At 51.6% G+C, this 17,192-nt stretch carries 18 protein-coding genes, 1 tRNA gene and 2 pseudogenes; 4 read left to right on the top strand and 17 right to left on the bottom strand.

The window, feature by feature from the left end:
• Window positions 1–343: 343 nt before the first annotated feature.
• The 13 genes and pseudogenes from H6G21_RS19525 to H6G21_RS19465 all read right to left on the bottom strand — a co-directional run bounded on the left by H6G21_RS19525 (window position 344) and on the right by H6G21_RS19465 (window position 12,209).
• Window positions 344–1,456, bottom strand: a complete 1,113-nt coding sequence (locus H6G21_RS19525; protein WP_190575088.1) for an ABC transporter ATP-binding protein — start codon at window positions 1,454–1,456, stop codon at window positions 344–346.
• 107 nt (window positions 1,457–1,563) lie between these two features.
• Window positions 1,564–2,403, bottom strand: a complete 840-nt coding sequence (locus H6G21_RS19520; RefSeq protein WP_190575087.1) for a carbohydrate ABC transporter permease — start codon at window positions 2,401–2,403, stop codon at window positions 1,564–1,566.
• 15 nt (window positions 2,404–2,418) lie between these two features.
• Window positions 2,419–3,345, bottom strand: coding sequence for a sugar ABC transporter permease (locus H6G21_RS19515; RefSeq protein WP_190575086.1), 927 nt, complete (start codon window positions 3,343–3,345; stop codon window positions 2,419–2,421).
• Window positions 3,342–4,646 (bottom strand): ABC transporter substrate-binding protein, encoded by a 1,305-nt coding sequence (locus H6G21_RS19510; RefSeq protein WP_190575085.1) that lies wholly within the window; start codon window positions 4,644–4,646, stop codon window positions 3,342–3,344. Before H6G21_RS19510 ends, H6G21_RS19515 begins: the two co-directional genes overlap by 4 nt.
• Window positions 4,647–4,790: 144 nt before the next feature.
• Complete coding sequence (gene psaK / locus H6G21_RS19505) at window positions 4,791–5,051, bottom strand: photosystem I reaction center subunit PsaK (RefSeq protein ID WP_190575084.1); 261 nt, start codon at window positions 5,049–5,051, stop codon at window positions 4,791–4,793.
• 190 nt (window positions 5,052–5,241) lie between these two features.
• Window positions 5,242–5,934: a class I SAM-dependent methyltransferase gene (locus tag H6G21_RS19500; protein WP_199307333.1), complete on the bottom strand. Its 693-nt coding sequence runs from the start codon at window positions 5,932–5,934 to the stop codon at window positions 5,242–5,244.
• Between the two features lie 299 nt (window positions 5,935–6,233).
• Entirely contained in the window at window positions 6,234–6,686 is a 453-nt protein-coding gene (gene speD / locus H6G21_RS19495; RefSeq protein WP_190575082.1) for an adenosylmethionine decarboxylase, read from the bottom strand.
• A gap of 106 nt (window positions 6,687–6,792) precedes the next feature.
• Window positions 6,793–7,026: pseudogene (locus H6G21_RS26315) on the bottom strand (FAD-dependent oxidoreductase); the annotation flags it as partial.
• Between the two features lie 33 nt (window positions 7,027–7,059).
• Window positions 7,060–7,389 carry a hypothetical protein gene (locus tag H6G21_RS19485; protein ID WP_190575081.1) on the bottom strand — a complete coding sequence of 110 codons (330 nt, stop codon included), beginning with the start codon at window positions 7,387–7,389 and terminating at the stop codon, window positions 7,060–7,062.
• Between the two features lie 109 nt (window positions 7,390–7,498).
• Window positions 7,499–7,583, bottom strand: a tRNA-Ser gene (locus tag H6G21_RS19480).
• A gap of 141 nt (window positions 7,584–7,724) precedes the next feature.
• A complete protein-coding gene (locus tag H6G21_RS19475) occupies window positions 7,725–10,046 on the bottom strand; it encodes a ComEC/Rec2 family competence protein (RefSeq protein ID WP_190575080.1) in 2,322 nt (773 codons plus the stop codon).
• A 426-nt stretch (window positions 10,047–10,472) separates the two neighbouring features.
• A complete protein-coding gene (gene rplY, locus H6G21_RS19470; protein WP_242041947.1) occupies window positions 10,473–10,772 on the bottom strand; it encodes a 50S ribosomal protein L25 in 300 nt (99 codons plus the stop codon).
• An 87-nt stretch (window positions 10,773–10,859) separates the two neighbouring features.
• Window positions 10,860–12,209 carry an adenylosuccinate synthase gene (locus H6G21_RS19465; protein WP_190575079.1) on the bottom strand — a complete coding sequence of 450 codons (1,350 nt, stop codon included), beginning with the start codon at window positions 12,207–12,209 and terminating at the stop codon, window positions 10,860–10,862.
• Window positions 12,210–12,414: 205 nt separating this feature from the next.
• Here H6G21_RS19465 and H6G21_RS19460 point away from each other — a divergent pair, with 205 nt between their 5' ends.
• Together H6G21_RS19460 and H6G21_RS19455 are read left to right on the top strand one after the other, a co-directional pair.
• Complete coding sequence (locus tag H6G21_RS19460; protein WP_190575078.1) at window positions 12,415–13,329, top strand: branched-chain amino acid transaminase; 915 nt, start codon at window positions 12,415–12,417, stop codon at window positions 13,327–13,329.
• A gap of 386 nt (window positions 13,330–13,715) precedes the next feature.
• Window positions 13,716–14,042 carry a retropepsin-like aspartic protease gene (locus H6G21_RS19455; RefSeq protein WP_190575077.1) on the top strand — a complete coding sequence of 109 codons (327 nt, stop codon included), beginning with the start codon at window positions 13,716–13,718 and terminating at the stop codon, window positions 14,040–14,042.
• Window positions 14,043–14,168: 126 nt separating this feature from the next.
• Here the strand turns inward: H6G21_RS19455 and H6G21_RS26090 are convergent, their stop codons facing one another.
• Both H6G21_RS26090 and H6G21_RS25795 read right to left on the bottom strand, forming a co-directional pair.
• Complete coding sequence (locus H6G21_RS26090; RefSeq protein ID WP_277875314.1) at window positions 14,169–14,294, bottom strand: hypothetical protein; 126 nt, start codon at window positions 14,292–14,294, stop codon at window positions 14,169–14,171.
• 21 nt (window positions 14,295–14,315) lie between these two features.
• Window positions 14,316–14,417: a Uma2 family endonuclease gene (locus tag H6G21_RS25795; RefSeq protein ID WP_242041946.1), complete on the bottom strand. Its 102-nt coding sequence runs from the start codon at window positions 14,415–14,417 to the stop codon at window positions 14,316–14,318.
• Window positions 14,418–14,424: 7 nt separating this feature from the next.
• On the opposite strand from H6G21_RS25795, the pseudogene H6G21_RS25790 reads away from it, so the two are divergent.
• Window positions 14,425–14,711, top strand: a pseudogene (locus H6G21_RS25790) (hypothetical protein); the annotation flags it as partial.
• Between the two features lie 119 nt (window positions 14,712–14,830).
• On the opposite strand, the gene H6G21_RS19450 reads toward H6G21_RS25790, so the two are convergent.
• Both H6G21_RS19450 and hisD read right to left on the bottom strand, forming a co-directional pair.
• Complete coding sequence (locus tag H6G21_RS19450; protein WP_190575076.1) at window positions 14,831–15,286, bottom strand: universal stress protein; 456 nt, start codon at window positions 15,284–15,286, stop codon at window positions 14,831–14,833.
• Window positions 15,287–15,442: 156 nt separating this feature from the next.
• Window positions 15,443–16,750, bottom strand: coding sequence for a histidinol dehydrogenase (gene hisD / locus H6G21_RS19445; protein WP_190575075.1), 1,308 nt, complete (start codon window positions 16,748–16,750; stop codon window positions 15,443–15,445).
• 133 nt (window positions 16,751–16,883) lie between these two features.
• On the opposite strand from hisD, the gene rpsT reads away from it, so the two are divergent.
• Window positions 16,884–17,180 (top strand): 30S ribosomal protein S20, encoded by a 297-nt coding sequence (gene rpsT, locus H6G21_RS19440; protein WP_190575074.1) that lies wholly within the window; start codon window positions 16,884–16,886, stop codon window positions 17,178–17,180.
• The last annotated feature ends 12 nt before the right edge of the window (window positions 17,181–17,192 follow it).

Here is a 17,192-nt window from a genome sequence, read left to right as displayed (position 1 = left end):
AGGCATTAGCTCCATTAATCATCCGTGGGACAGCCATTAACGGTCAATCTAACGGTAAACCATGGGCAAAAAGGTAGAACGGTCGCCCCATGACTATAGCGCTATTGATGAACCATTTATCGATCAGTTTAGAAGATCGAGCAATTTGAAGATGCGCTCTATGAACAGTTCGTGAGCAATCTATGAACAGGTCGTCAGCAATGGAAGCAAGTTCTCCACATCACCCTGGAAGAGGTGCTGATAATTGGGCTGAATGATTGATTGAATGATCGTCAGTGTAGCGATTTGGGAGATAGATGACGCTAAAATACATGCCGCTTTCCAAATTGTCCTTAGCGGTTATTTAAAGCCTCGACGCAGTTCGATCGGACTCAAAGGCTCGACCACTCGTGACATCAAACCAATGGAGATGCTCGATCGGACATTGCAGAGAAATTTCATCACCCACAGAATAACTACGATCGGCGGGTAAAACGGCCCGTATTGTCAACGGTTGATTGTCTATAGCTGGATCTGATGCCGGAATTGCAACTGTGACTAACCATGACATGCCCAGATGCTCGACGAGTTGAACGCGCCCTGTAAGACAGCGATCGTTGTTTTCCAAGGCGAGTCCCACCTGTTCAGGTCGAATTCCCAACACGACAGCATTGGAGTTCGGCACCTGGGACGGTAAGGGAATGTGCAAAGGGCCTAGACTAACGGTGCGATCGCTACAGGGTAGCGTCCAAAAATTCATTTGCGGACTGCCAATAAATCCTGCGACAAACTGATTGGCGGGATGGGCGTAAATCTGTTGCGGTGTATTCAGTTGTTGCAACTCGCCGTCGTACAGAACTGCAACTCGGGTGGAGAGCGTCATGGCTTCCGTTTGGTCGTGGGTGACATAGACTACGGGGGCAGATTGGGCTGCAAACAGTTGCTTCAGTTCTGCCCGCACCTGTTCCCGCAGTAGCGCATCCAAATTACTCAACGGTTCATCCAGCAAAAAGACTGCGGGTTGACGTACCAATGCCCGTGCCACAGCTACCCGTTGGCGCTGCCCGCCGGAGAGTTGACCCGGTTTGCGATCCATGAGCGCTTCCAACCCCAGAAAGAGGGCAACCTCTTGAATCCGTCGCTGGATTTCACCCGCAGGAACTTTGCGCAGTTTCAGGCCAGAGGCGATGTTATCGCGCACAGTCATGTGGGGATAGAGGGCATAACTTTGAAACACCATGGCGATATTGCGATCGCCCGGACTGAGCGCAGTGACATCTTGGCCATTAATCAGAATTTTGCCTTGGGTAGGCTGTTCCAAGCCCGCAATTAAACGCAAAATCGTAGACTTACCGCAGCCTGAAGGCCCCAACAGTGTTAAAAATTCTCCTTCCTGTACCGTTAGATTAATTTGCTGTACAGGAATGACCGTTGTGCTATAAGTCTTTCGCAGATTTTGTAATTCTAGGGCTGTCATGGATGAACCTCCAGCAATCTCTTGAGCGATGGCTAATCTTTGCAGTTTCTACAATGCTCGATGTTAAAAATGCTCTATGTTAAATCGACAATCTTCTGATCATTGACTTATCCCTTGACTGCACCAGCGGTTAACCCACTAATAATTCGTCGTTGAAACGCCAACACTAATCCCACTAACGGCAATGTTCCCAGGACGGTGGCTGCCGCGATCGGGCCGTAGGGAATTTCAAACACCGAGGCTCCACCTAGCTGGGAGGCCGCAACGGGAATGGTTTTCATGGATTCTTGGGTGATAAAGGTCAAGGCAAAAATAAACTCATTCCAAGCAAAAATAAACGCTAGAATCCCCGTTGTCACCAGCGCAGGCACCGTCATCGGGAGGACAATCTGAACCAGCATGGCAAGGGTACTGTAACCATCGATTCGCGCCGCATCTTCAAGTTCGATCGGTAACTGCTGGAAAAAACTCCGCAATACCAGAATCGTTAGGGGCAGATTAATGGCAGTGTAAGGGATGATCAGGGCAAGATATTGGTTGCCTAAACCAAAGTTTTGCACGAGTTCCAATAATCCCAGAAACAGAAGAATATATGGAAATAACGTCAGTAATAAAATAGTTGCTAAAATCAGCCGTTCTCCCGGTAACTTAGCCCGAGCTAGCACATAGGCCGCAGGTGCCCCCAAGCCCAGGGATAAAAGCGTGGAGATACTCGCGACCCCTGTACTGTTCAGTAAATAATTCCAAACAGGACGACGGGCAAAGAGTTCTTCATAGTGGCCTAGGGTGAATTGTCGGGGTAGAAATATGTTGGGAATGGCTGCAATATCTGTATTGGTTTTAAAGGAAGTTAGCACTTGCCAAAGGATTGGGGCAAGACAGAACAGAACGACGATCGCAATGACGATCGATCGAAGGACTTTGGAAAATTGATGGGAAATGATCATAGTGAATCAAAAGTTCTAGGCCAAGTTTTTGCGGAGTTTTTTCACGAGTAGCGTCATCACGGCAACAGTCAGCATTAACAGGAGAAAAGTCACAACGACTAGCGCTGAACCATAGCCAAAATCGAGGTAACGCATAATAGTCGCGTAAACGTAGAGTGACACCATTTCCGTTGCCCCCCCAGGGCCACCGCCTGTCATGACGGCAACTAAGTCGAAAATGCCAAAGGCTTGGGCAAAGCGAAAGAGGGCTGCAATGATGATCTGCGGCATCAATAGCGGTAAGGTGATTTTCCAGAAGCTTTGCCAAGAGCTCGCGCCATCGATCGCGTGGGCTTCGTAAAGGTCGGTGGGAATTGCTTGTAGTCCGGCGAGTAATAAAATGCTGATAAACGGTGTCGTTTTCCAAACATCTGCCACAATCAGCGCAACCATCGCTAAGGTGGGATCGCCCAGCCAATTGATGCCCTGTTGTATCATCCCAATCCGCATTAGTAAATCATTAACAATGCCAAACTGATCATTAAAAATCCACGTCCAAGCCAAGGCAATTAATGCGGTCGGCAACGCCCAGGGCAAAATTGCGATCGTCCGCACAATGCCCCGACCCCGAAACGATTGATTTAACAACAGCGCGACTCCCATACCGAGAATTAATTCGATCGCCACAGAGACGATCGTAAATCCAGCGGAATTCATCAAACTTTGCCAAAATCGACTATCCGCCGCCATTCGCCCATAGTTTGCCAATCCAGAAAATTGGGGTTGTAGTTCTGTGCCTAAATTCTGGATAAACAAACTTTGCCAGACCGCCCGCAGAATCGGGTAAGCAAACACGCAGAGTAGCAGTAGCAGGGCGGGAGCTAGCAATAGCCAATGGGTACGCCGTTCCCGTTGGACGATCGTTGGGATCGTGCGATCGTTCACAGATCGAGAATCACTCATGGGCCGGTTCCTAACAAACGTCGCGTTTCAGTGGCTGCCGCTTGCAGGGCTTGTTCCGGGGACAGGCGTTTGCTCAAAGCGGCACTGAGGTAGCGCTGGAGGATATCGGAAGCTTGGGCATACTGGGCGATCGGGGGGCGCAATACCGCTGCTTCCAACACCGTCAGCATTGATGGGAAAAACGGGTATTTCTGCAAAATTTCCGGATCTTGGTAGAGCGATCGGCGGGTCGGCAGATAACCGTAGGCTAGGGTCATTTGTTTTTGCGCTATGGAACTGCATAAATGTTGCACCGCCTGCCATGCGGCTTCGGGATGCCGTGTGGATTTGGCAATGCCCCAGCCCCAACCACCCAAGCAGCCAGCACTGGCAAATCCCGGCGCGTGCACCATGGGTTTCAAGGCAATTTTGCCGCGCACTGGGGAGTCGGTGGCATTGGCCAAGGGCCAGACGTAGGGCCAGTTCCGCAGGAAGAGGGCATCGCCATTTTGAAACATGCGGCGGGTTTCTTCTTCTTGGTAAGTCGTGACGCCAGGTGGTGAAATTTTTGCAGCGAGGGTCTCTGCTAGAAATTGCAAGGCATTGAGCGCCTCGGGCCGATCGAGGCCCACTGTGCGGGTTTCCGAATCGACCCAAAATCCCCCATGGCCCGCCAGAATTTCGACAAACATGGCCGGTAATCCTTCGTACTGTTTCCCTTGCCAGAGATAGCCCCACCGCACTTTTTGTTGCTTTTGGAGGTCTTGGGCAATTTTGAGCAGTTCCAACGTGGTTTCCGGTGGTTGATAGCCCGCCGCTGCGAGTAAGTCCTGACGATAGAACAACAGTCCTGCATCGGTACGGGCGGGCAGCCGATACAGCCCCCCTGCATAGCGTCCCCCCGCCACATCGGCTGGGAGGAAATCGGCTAAATCAGCCGCTGAGAGCAGATCGGTGAGATCCAGCAACCATCCCGCAGCGGCAAATTTTGGCACCCAAACAATATCCATGAAAATCAAATCATAGGGCGACTTCCCGAGCAAAAAGGCTGAGGTGTAGAGATCTTCCACTAAGTTGGTCGCTGTGGGGCCTTCAATAATTTTGATGCGAATTTGGGATTGCTGGGCTTCCCATTGATCAATCACGGGCTTCCAGGTGGGGATTTCCTGGGCCCCAATCATAACGGTGAGTTCGATCGCCCCGGTTGCGGCGTTTTGGGAGGTCGATCGAGGAGAGGCTTGGCAGGCTTGGGTTAACCCTCCCAGCCCCAGAGCGGCCCAACTCAGAAATGTGCGGCGCGTGGGAAATTGAAAATGTTTCATGGTGCAAATAGCCGTAGAAACAGCTCTGCAAACAACCAACGAATGGGGCAGAGTTGGCAGTTTCAATAAAAAAGCTGGAGCGCATAAACTCCAGCTCGTGAGACATCAGAAGCAGAGGACTTGAAACTGCAAACCCAGGGCGTCTTACAGCGCGCCCACGTAGGATAGCCCTAGAATTGCGCCAGCTCCCAGGATATGACCCAAGCTGGTCACGCCTAGCATTGCACCATGGCTCATGCCACCAAAGAACTGGTCAGCGGAGGGCAGCCCCAGACCAACGTTTTTTTGTTGAATCGTGTATTTCCCGATCGCAATGGCCAAAACATTGCAAATGATCATGACAATTGCAACTTTGGGGCTCCATTCCACTGAGCGAGCAACAGCGAGTAAGGTTGTGGTAACCAAGGTGTGTCTCCTTCTTTTTGTTAACGCGTGGAAATCTTTATGTACCAAGCATTCTTCCAAAAAACGCCAGCGCCGTCCCGCGATCGCAGCAATTGTTAACGTTTAGCAAAACGTTTTGTTACATAACGTTTTGTTCATGGTTGGGGTATTGCAATTCATCTAGGTAACGCCGCAAGCTGGGGATCAATTATTAGTTGCCCGCTGGTGCTGATAAAAGCCGCAAAATCTGGTTGCCGCCCCGCTGGAACTCGTAGGGAACCGTTTGGATCTGGAGGGTATAACCCAGGGCTTGGAAATGTTCTATCACAGGATCCACGTAGGGCGATCGTTCTCCTGTCATATTCATTAACAATGGGAAGATGCGGACATCGGGCGCTAGCCGACCCATTTCTGTAATGGCAGCGATGTGGAAATCCAAGGACAAATGTTCCGAATAGGTAAACAACAGGTGAGAGGAAACGACTAAATCAAAGGCCCGATCGGGAAAGGGCAGTTGGGGCAAGGCATCCTGCCGATAGCGTCCCGCCTGTAACCCCTGGGGAAAGTCCGCTAAAAAGGTTTGCATAGCCGTGAGGCGAATCCGCAGTAGCTCATCGAGGGTATCGATCCCAGTCCAGACAAACTTTTCGCGGTTGGCCTCCACACTTTTGACAATCTGCGGGACGGCTTCATCAATCCGCTGGGCAATTTGTTCGGCGGAAAATTGGTATACCGGATCGCAGGACACCACCCGTTTGCCCAACGCGGTCATTTCCGCATTAAAGCTCGCTGGCCCCCCTGCACAATCCAGGATCTGGAGATCCAATTCGGCCTGGGTCAGCCCAAACATGTCCCGGTATTCCTTGAGCGATCGGCCCCAGGGTAAAACTTGTTCTAGACGCATAATGCTTTTCACCATTCACTAGACCGGTTGAACCATGCACTCGACATGGGCCATCCTTTTGCTGTCTTCCAGAATTCGGGCAGGCTTGGCTAAATTGTGACGAATTTCCTTAGGCAAACACAACAAACTGGGATGTAGAACCTCGTCATACAAGCGTAGCTTTTCGGCGAGTTGTCGATTACAAATTCGTTCATCGTTCCAATAAATAATGGGAGACACAGTGTGACAAGCTTGTCCACAATCCTGTATCCCCCATCCTATGCGTCAACGGGTTTTGAGCTAGCTAGCGATCGTGGGGGTTACCTCACTGCACCACTAAGTACTGGCAACTTGAGCTGCGAGGGATCAAGTTGCACGGAATTGAGTTTTTCTGCATCCAGTTTCGTGGGATCGAACCGAGCCGGATCGAAACGTTCCTGCATCTGTCGCGAAACCCAGCGGGGCCGCCATCGTTCTTCCAGAATGTCGCCGAAAGGTTCAACAAAAATAGTCTCGCCGCACGTGAATACATCCAGGAAACAAGCGTTGTATTCAGGATAAGTGTGAATACTCGCGTGAGATTCTGAAAGCAAGAAGATTATCGAAAGCCCCTCTGGAGTAAACTTATGCTCCAAATGGGAAAGAATCGTAGCCCCGATCACATTAATTGCGTCGGTCATATCTCGCTTGATCATTTCTAGATCATTCAGGTCTGCTTCGCAGCCTGAAAAGTTGAGCAAGAGGTGTCTACCGTAAAAATCGTACTGTTGCATAGAACGAGCCTTTTGCTGCCAACCAGCAGATGGACGACAAATTTAGATGAAATTAACACCCACTTGTTAATCAATAGGGTTTGACGCACAGAATTCTAAATATACATCAAACATCACAGAATTGTGTGTAGATTTCAGAAGAATTTCCAAGGAGCAGATCCCTTGAGTCAATCTCACGGAGATTTGCCCTGGGGGAGGTACCTGGGAGCCTACCTGAAACCAGAATATGACGAGCGGCAGCGAGACCAGACAGGGCTGCCCCTTCTAGGAATCCTTGCCATTCGTAGAACGAGTTCGTGTGCTCTCCTGCAAAAAGGAGATTGTGAATGGGCTGCCCTTCGAGTTCTGCAAATCGCGTGAGTTGTCCCGGGCGTTAGCAGAGGTAGGAGCCTTTTGTAAATGGGTTGGACGTCCACTGTTCAAGATGCCCTAAAATGTGTCGCCGATCGTCATAGCTAACCTGTTGTTTTGCGCCGGGATAAATGCGATCGAATTCATCGAGAAAGGTGCGTGCTTCCTGTTGAAAGGCTGAGGGATTGAGTTGTGCACCAAGGTGCCCGCTGGCTAAATGGATGATTAAGCCATGGTCGCGATGGCTTAAGTCTTTGTCAAAGTGAACTAACAGAAAATGCAAGCTGGCAGAAAATGTAAGCTGGCGGAAAATGTAAGCTGGTTTTTGCTTGGTGATCAATATCGTATTCACCTATAGTAGCCAGCATCGATAAACGATCGAATCAGCTTTCCGGTGTCTACTTTCTCCAGTTACCGGAGTTTAGATATCTAATCAATTGTGAGTTGAAATTTTACTTGAACGGAGAGGGGGGGATTCGAACCCCCGTTAGGTTTCCCTAAAACGCATTTCGAGTGCGCCGCATTCAACCGCTCTGCCACCTCTCCAATTGGCCTATTCAATTAGGTTGACCGTGGGTTAATTGCGGATTTGAAGCTTAGTACTTCCATGAAATACTTGCACTGGACAGCGATCCTAAGTGCCCGCACCAAAAACAGCGACCCGGAAGAGCCAACTTCCTTACTATACTACAGCGATGACCATTCAGAGCCTTCTCCTGAAAAAGTTGTGAATCCAGTCTGGGGCTGCCAGCGTAGTGCACCGTTCTGCGGAAGCCAATGCAGAGGCACTTTCTGGGTTTTGAGGGTATATTCCACTTGTGCATTTAGCCGCTTGCCGTGGGCGATCGCGGCCTGCGGTTTCCATTGTTCTAACCAGGCATCTGGAATCGCTCCGCCTGCCCACCAAAGAATTGGTAAACGGTTGGCAGTACTGGATGCAATCACTGGAGGATCCAAAACCTTAGACGGGGTTGAATGGGCTGACGGTTGTACCCGCGATCGGCCCAACCACCAAGGTTGATTGCGCACGGTCAAGGTTAATCCTGTGGGTTGGGATTGCATCACCATTTGGCCAAAGGTATAACGAGCCTCCGCTGCCAGGGCAAGGACTTGGGTTTGGCCGCTGGGTAATCGCGTTTTTAACTGAGTTTTTAACTGAGTTTTTAACTGAGCTTGTAACTGAGTTTTTAACTGTTGGCTCATTGTGGAATCAACGGCAGAATCAACATACAAGTTACGCACCGCAATGTTTTTTCGTAGGGCAGCCCAAGCGTCTGGGTTCGGCTTTTGCAGGGCGATCGCCCAGTCAATTTGGTTAATGCCCTGGCTTTGTAGGTAGGGAACAACGGTCATTTCCGCCGTAGCGGCATCCCCTGAATTGATGAGTAACACCTTGCCCCGATCCTGGACGACTAAAACGGCTTGGGGACTGGTGGCCAATGCAGTGACCTGGGTGAGCTGGGCCTGGGCTTGCCATGCGGGTAAAAACACCATGGCGACCCCCGCGAGGAAAAAGGCCCAGCTATAGCGCCGTAAATTGGGTCTGAGCCATAACAACACGATCGCGCCATAGAGCGCCAGCATCAGCACTAGCGGTAACGTTCCCACCGCAATATTGTTGCCGGGAAGTTGACTAAAGCCTCGCACGATCGCCAGTAAGGCCCAGACTGGATAATGCAAGAGCCAAGCCGTTGCGCTCCCGGCCAAGGGATAGACGACTGCACACAACGCACTTACCATTCCGCCTAGACTGATGACAGAAATGAAAACGGTGGTGAGAACGTTGGCGACAATGCTGTAGGGAGAAACTAGACCAAAGGTCTGTAATTGTAAGGGAATTGTCCAGAGATAGGCCGCGATCGGAACGGCGATCGCAGGAATGAGTTGACTGGGGATCCAATCGAGCCATTGGGTGAGGGGCGGAACAGTGACCAATAGTCCCATGGTGGCTAACACGCTCAGTTGAAAGCCTAAATCCCAGATCCACAACGGGTTAATCAAGAGTAACAGCGTGGCGGACAGGAGCAATGACCCGATCGGTTTGACCTGCCGTTCCAAGGCCATGCCCACCAGCACCGCTGCCCCCATGACGACCGCCCGGAGGATCGCCGGTTGCACCCCCGCCAACCCCAAAAAGATTGCCAGGGCTGTCCCACCTGCCATCACCTGGGTTCGTAAGGAAAAGCGGCGGGTTAAGGCCAAAACAACGGCCAAAATCAAGGATGTTTGAAAGCCGGATGCCGCCAGCGCATGGGACAATCCGGCACGGCGAAAGTCCTCTTTGACCGTCGTGGGCAAGTCTACGGCCTTCCCCCCCAAGACCATGGCACTGACCAGTTCGCCTTCGGGATGGGGTAACCAAGCGGTTTGCGATCGGACAATCCGTTGGCGGATTTGCCATAGGCCCCATCGGGGTTGCTGGCCGGGAGGGACTTGAATGCTTTCACCCCGTAGCCCTGCAAAACTGCCTTCCTGGGCAAGATATTGCTGAAAATCGAAGGCTCCAGGATTCTTTGCCGCTTGGGGCAGATAGAGTTTTCCGGTCAATGTGACCTTTGCGCCGGGATACAAGTCTTTGCCTAAATTGGCCCCGACGGTGACGTAGAGTTTACCCCGCGCTTGGGCCGGGTCGGTACTGAGTTGAATGCCCTTGGGATCCAAACCCTGCACCTGGAGCCAAATTTGACGCCGATCGCTCCGTGTCATCCGAGGCGAGGCTTCCACCACGCCCTGGACGGCCACCGATCGATCCGTCAGTGCGGGAACAAAGCGGCTGATATCATGGGTTCCCGGTTGGGGAATGCGCAACTGGTACCAGAAGCTGGCGAGGAGGGCAACACACCCAGCGGCAATCAGGTGTTTGCGGCTGAAGGCGTGGAGTTTCCAGCGCGATCGCCAGGTGGGATAGGTGATGGCCGCCAAGCTCAGCAGGACAGGGACGATCGCGAGCCCCCAGGGAATCGCTGTAGCCAATAGTCCCAAAATATAAGCAAGACAAACGAATGCCATCCCTGACATGATGACCGACCATCCCCTGCGCTGATGATAAATGCTAGGTTCAGAGTGCCCTCAGGGGGGCGGAACTTTGCTATTCCAAGCCTAATGACCCGATCTGCAAAATTAGGCGATCGGGATTAGGGGATATCATCTCAGCGGATTGGCAACAAAAAAGGTAGGGAAGTCCCCTACCTCACCTTATGCATGATTTAGTTGTCCAGCGCATTTAGCGATCGTAGTCTTGAATAACTCGTGCTGCCCCTGCATTGCGCCCTCACCCTAAATCCCTCTCCCACACTGGGAGAGGGACTTTGAAATTGGAAGAGGGACTTTGAAATCCGGCCCCCTTCTCCCAAACTGGGAGAAGGGGTGGGGATGAGGGCGGTTCGCCAGGAATTGACAGGTCACAACTAGGATGGCTATCGCTGGAGTGCTCTATTAGCCCTTTGCAGAGAGGAAGCTGATGTGGTACAGGCTCCCTTTCCAAGGATGGGCTTGCACTTCTTGGATTTTTGCACCGGTTGTCCAGTTCATGTCGGGAACCTTCAGTTCTACCGTTGCGCCTCTGCCTGCATCCCGGATGAGGAACTCAGCCTCTTTTTGGTTCACCACCAATTGCACGGATTCCGTACCATTGTGGCCGTAAACCGTTGCAGGAATTTGACCACCGCGACGTAGGGCATTGGGTTTGCTGCCTTCAGGACGCTTGCTTGCTTCGATCGAAAATTTCAGTGCCATGACTCGGTTCTCGTGTTGTTCTCAGGGATGTTGTTCAGGGATAGATCGGGCGTGAACACAAAAATTCAGCCCTGCGCATTCAGTCCCTTAGCTGCTTGCGCTAACCTCCAACTGAGGTGCGCCATTTTCATAGAGCAGTGCCCGCTTCGGCCCGTGAATCGGATCTTCCACGATAATGGTTTGATCTCGACTTGCGCCCAGGGAAACGATCGCGATCGGCACAGCCATCAATTCTGCCAGAAATTTGAGGTAATCGAGCGCCTGCTGGGGCAAATCCTCAAGACTACGGCAGTCTTCCGTGGACTGTTTCCAACCGGGAACAGTCTCGTAAATCGGTTTGCACTGGGCAAACTGCTTGGCGTTGGTGGGGAAATGGTCGCAGCGCTGGCCGTCAATTTCGTAGGCCACGCAAACTTTGATTTCATCCAACGTATCCAGGACATCTAGCTTGGTAATTGCTAGACAATCCAAGCCATTAATCCGTACGGCATAGCGGCCAATGACCGCATCAAACCAGCCGCAGCGGCGACGACGACCCGTGGTGGTACCAAATTCTGCCCCGCGATCGCAGAGCAGTTCACCCACATCGCCATCCAATTCTGTGGGGAAGGGGCCTTCACCGACGCGGGTGGTGTAGGCTTTGGCGACCCCGATGACGCGATCGATGATGGTTGGCCCCACACCCGCACCCACACAAGCGCCACCGGCCACCGGGTTGGAGGAGGTGACGTAGGGGTAAGTGCCGTGGTCCAAGTCCAGAAGGGTACCCTGTGCGCCTTCAAACAGAATATTGCGCTTCTGCTGGACGGCTTCCGAGATCGTGAGGGAGCTATCGACCACGTGGGGGCGTAGGCGATCGGCGTAGGCAAGATATTCCTGGATGACTTCTTCGGGATCCAAGGGGGGCAGGTCATAGAGCTTTTCCAGCAGGACATTCTTGCTGGCGACGGCCCACCGCACTTGCTCCTTGAAGGATTCCGCATCCATCAGGTCAACCACCCGCACACCGCTCCGTTCGGACTTGTCCGCATAGGTTGGGCCAATGCCCCGCCCGGTGGTGCCAATTTTGTGATTACCCCGCCGTTCTTCCGCCGCCCGATCGAGGATGCGGTGGTAGGGCATGGTGATATGGGCGGTTTCCGAGATCATGAGATTCTCAGCGGAAATGCCCAAGGTGACGAGCTGATCCAACTCTTCGATCAGCACTTTCGGATCGATTACGGTACCACTCCCGATAATGCAATCCGTGTCTGGATACAGGATGCCAGACGGAATGAGATGTAACTTGAAGGTCTGATCCTTGACCACAACTGTGTGCCCAGCGTTCACGCCACCTTGATACCGGACGACGACATCCGCCGACTTGCTCAGCAGATCGGTGATCTTTCCCTTCCCTTCATCGCCCCACTGGGCACCAATTACTACTACGTTAGCCAAGGGATTTCAAAACAATGGTAGAGTTTTCAACAATCTCCCATTATCATCAGTAAACGGAACGGGTGTCAACCACTCGATCCTTAATGGTGGCGAATTGGGTGGCGAAGCCGTGAAATCATTGCTAGACGGCTATTCAAACAGCGATTCCCCGCTAAGAGCCCTGCCCACTTACCTACCCGACCATCGCATCTGAGTGCTAACTCCTATGGATAATTTTCTGCCGATCGCCTACTTCAAAAATCAATTTATTCCCTTTGAGCAGGCGAACCTTTCGATCGCGACCCATGCACTCCACTATGGGACCGGTGCCTTTGGCGGTCTACGGGGAATTCCGGATCCGGCTAATCCGAATCAAGTGTTGCTGTTTCGCCTCGATCTCCATGCTAAACGACTGAGCAATAGTGCAAAGTTATTGAACTTTGATTTGCCTGCGGACAAAATCCAGGCGGTGATTACGGATTTTGTGAAGCAAAATAAGCCGAAGGTGTCGTTTTATCTGCGGCCTTTTGTCTACACGTCTGGGTTGGGGATTGCGCCCCGGCTGCACAAGATTGAGAAGGACTTTTTTGTCTACGGGATTGAGTTGGGTGATTACCTGTCTCCCGAGGGTGTGAGCTGTCGGATTAGCTCTTGGTGTCGTCAGGAAGACCGGAGTTTGCCGCTGCGGGGCAAGATTAGTGGGGCGTATATTACCTCGTCGCTGGCGAAGACTGAGGCGGTGGAGTCGGGCTTTGATGAGGCGATTCTGCTGAACTCGAGCGGCAAGGTGAGTGAAGCTTCGGGGATGAATGTTTTTATTGTGCGGAATGGTGCAATTATTACGCCGGGTTTTGAGCAGGACATCCTGGAAGGGATTACGCGGGATAGTGTGCTGACGATCGCGCGGGATTTGGGGATTCCGGTGGTGGAGCGTCCGGTGGATAAGTCGGAGTTGTTTATTGCCGATGAGGTGTTCTTGAGTGGGACGGCAGCGAAGGTCACGCCTGTGAAGCAGGTGGAAACTTACCATTTACCGAAGGAACGTCCGATTACGGATGCGCTACGGGAGAAGATTACGGCGATTACTGAAAATCGTGATTCGAAGTATCAAGATTGGGTGTTTCCGATCGCGTTGGACTAAGGGTTTCAGGTTTTTAGTTTCCCTGGTTTTAAAGTTTAATACTTAGTAATTCCCGATCGTGTGTTTTTTGAATGCGCGATCGGGTTTTAGTGGGTAGGTAGAACAATGACGATTCTAGGGGTGAGATCTAGGGGTGAGGGTTGGGTGGGCTTGCTACAATAGCGATGAAGTCTGAACTTGCCGTTGGAGGATGGAGGATGGCTGAAGTTTTGAGTTTTGATGAGATCAACGTCGTTATGATGGCGAATGAGTATTGATTGCTTATACCGAGCTTGATCCCAATCTGAAGCCGATCACAGGGGAAGTGATTGCCCATTCTACCGATCGGGATACAGTCTACGATTCAGTTTCGCTGGGTCAGGGGCAGAATTTAGCGATCGAATGTTTTGTCAAAATGCCGGATAGGTGCAAGACGGACGGTTCTTCCTTTCCGACTATTAAAGCGATTTGGTTTAAATGTTGACTTCCCATCGCAGACAATACGGGTAACAGCAGCCGGTGGTGTGTTGCAAGTGCCAATTTGTTCAGTCCCTTGGTTCAATTGCCTTGGGACTCAGTTGGAAGATTTCATGGTTTTAGCCTTAGATTTGCCTCCTCGTACTGAAATTGATGGATTGTTAGGGATGGATTTTCTGAATCAGGCTCAGGCGATCGTGGATGTTGAGAATGGAGAGATCAAAGGCAAGGGAAAAGAATTAGATTCAGTGTTTTAGTTTGGCAATGTTAACTGTTTGACAGTTTAATGATTTCTAATTTCTGATCGTGTGTTTTTTGAATGCGCGATCGGGTTTTTAGTGGTTATCTGAAGCTGATCGTGGATGATACGATCACCTATCTCTTTATCCAGCCATCTGGCCCAAAATTTGCTCTGCCGTTACGGATAACCCTGTCAGCACCTGCGAGATGATTGGCGCATCTCCCCGCAACTGCAATGGCTCACCATATTCTGCCGCTGCACGATCCATTGCATAGATTGATAGCATGGGCTATTTGGGCTGACCGAGATAATGCACGTCACCTGGTCCAGCGTAGTCGGCGATCCAATATTCCTGCACTCCGATCGATTCGTATTCTGCTAATTTCGTCATGAGAATTGCTGGGTTTTTAGCCTTAGTTCTGTTGATTGCAATGGCTTATACCACAGCCACTTGGCAAGGGCTATAGATGAGGAAAGTCGATCTAGATCTTATGCTGGATGTCTCCAAGAGCACTAAGACAAAACCCTGCGCCAGAGTGACTTTAGTCTTGGCCTGTATGGACAACGATGTCGGTATGGCATGGCACTTTAGTATGTCATGACACTCCAGTATGTCATGACGCTATGGGCCCATTGGATACCGTGGCCGATCGCTCTCAAACCCCATAAACGGCTTCATTTTTAGCGTGGGTTTCATACCCTATCCCTAATCCAGCAATCTCTCTAGCTCTGTTATCCCCCGTTAAGGTTCAAAAGAGAATTATGCCCATCACTTTGGTAATGGGGTTGAGCAAGTTATGGGGCTTAGCGATCGGGACTGGGCTTTACCACTAGCACTGAGCAAGGGGCTTCATCAAAGACCTGGCTACTGACCGATCGCTGCAAAATCCGTTGCATACCCGTCAGTCCTCGACTGCCAATCACAATGAGATCGGCTTGGTGAATTTTTGCTAGACGAACAATCTCCTCTGCGGGGTCACCGGTGACAATTTCCAGGGTGCTTGGGCAGGGCAGTTGCTCCTGATAGGCCGAGAGTTGCACTGCCCACAGATCGCTCATGGTCTGCGTCTCGACTGGAGGCCGATCGCTCAAGACATCCATGCCTAAATGCTCTGTGGCCACAACGTGGGACAGCACGATCTTACTGTTTGCATCCAAGTGCAAGATCTGCAAAGCTTCCACCACTTGGCTAGTCATCGATGTCCTTACAGACGTATTTAAATCTGCTGGATCCAACGCCACTAAAACGGTTTTCAACATGGCGAACCCTCCACCCATCGATACCCTTGTCGTTCTGAGCGTAATACGGGTTTCCTAGAATCGGAACGATCATGCCGTATAAATTAACGTTTGTCTAAATCAACGTTGGCTCCCTTGATCGCTCCGGAAATGCCTGGTTGCAGAAGCGATGCCTCTCTATTCTGCGTGGGGTTGCTCCATGCGCAGGGAAACGGACTTGCCATGGGAGGGTAATCCTTCTGCCTGGGTCAGGGTCTCGATCGCGGCGGCTGTTTTGCGGAGGGCCGTTGGAGAGTATTGAATCAAACTGGAATGCTTCAGGAAGGTTTCCACTCCCAAGGGAGAAGCATAACGAGCGGATCCAGAAGTCGGAAGGGTATGGTTAGGGCCAGCGAGGTAATCTCCCACGGCTTCTGGGGTTGAGCTACCCAGGAAAATCGCGCCTGCGTGACGAATGCTGGGCAGCAAATCCCAAGGTTCAGCGATCTCAAGTTCCAAATGCTCCGGTGCAAATTCGTTGGACAGTTCCGCCGCTGCTGCGAGGTCGTCCACCACAATGATCAAGCCATAGTGGGCGATCGCCTTTTCCGTCAGGAGTTTCCGGGGGTGATCCGCCAATTGCTCCTCTACTTCTTGCACCACCTTGTTGGCCAGATTGCTATCCGTTGTAATCAGAATTGCGGCGGCCATGGGGTCATGCTCTGCCTGGGCTAATAAATCCGCTGCCACATGGGTCGGATTGGCGCTGCCATCGGCAATGACCAAGACCTCCGAAGGCCCAGCCAGGGAGTCAATCCCCACGGTGCCATAGACCTGCTTCTTGGCCAAGGTCACATAGATATTTCCAGGCCCCGTAATCACATCCACCTTAGGAATCGTTTCCGTCCCGTAGGCGAGGGCCGCAATGGCCTGAGCCCCACCGACGCGATAAATTTCCTGGATCCCAGCTTCCTGGGCTGCGACCAGCACTGCAGGGTTGATTACGCCTTCCGGCCCGGGTGGAGTCACCATAACAATGTGGGGTACCTGGGCCACGGTAGCGGGCACGGCGTTCATCAGGACTGTGCTGGGGTAAGCGGCACGGCCACCGGGAACGTAGAGCCCCGCAGAATCCACCGGCGTATAGCGCTTGCCCAACACCACCTCATCCTCGGCAAAGTGCACCCAACTCTGGGGCACCCGCATTCTGTGGAAGGCTTCAATTTTTTCCTTGGCCAGCCGAATGGCGTTAATCAGGTCCTGATCCACTTTTTGATAGGCGGCATCGAGTTCTTCGGGGGCAACCCGAAGCTGATCGGCGGTAAAGGCCTGACCATCAAATTCCAAGGTGTAATCCAGGACGGCCTTATCCCCTTGCCGCTTCACCGTTTGTAAAACTTGCCGCACCGTCGCTTCCTTATTGAATACTTGATCGTCGTGGGTACGATCGCAAATCCGGTGCAGTTCAGCTTTCGCCTCGGTCAACTGGGTAATGATTCGCAGCATGGAGTTAGGAGTGTCAGTATCGTTTCTATAGCTTAACTGGATTTTTGTGGATCATGTTGAGGGGAAATTGGTGCTATATTAGTATGTCTGGAAATTCTTAAACACCTTAGATAGCGTTACTTCCGAGAGAACCGTGCCTAATATCAAGTCTGCTGAAAAACGAGTTCAGATTGCCGAGCGCAACCGCATGCGCAACAAAACCTATTCTTCTGCGGTTAAAACCCTCATGAAGAGCTACTTTGCAGCCGTTGATAAGTATGCTGCAACCCCTTCCGAAGAGACCCTCCAGGAAGCGAAAGCTGCGATGTCCGCTGTGACTAGCAAAATCGACAAAGCGGTGAAACGCGGCGTCTTGCACCAAAACAACGGTGCCCGCAAAAAGTCTCGTCTGGCCCGTGCCCTGAAAAAAGTGGCTTTGGCGACGAAGTAAGCATTAGCCTCC

The organism is Alkalinema sp. FACHB-956, from assembly GCF_014697025.1.
GTDB lineage: Bacteria > Cyanobacteriota > Cyanobacteriia > Leptolyngbyales > Leptolyngbyaceae > Alkalinema.
Note: the sequence above shows the minus strand (reverse complement) of the source record. Positions and strands in the feature narration are given on the sequence as shown.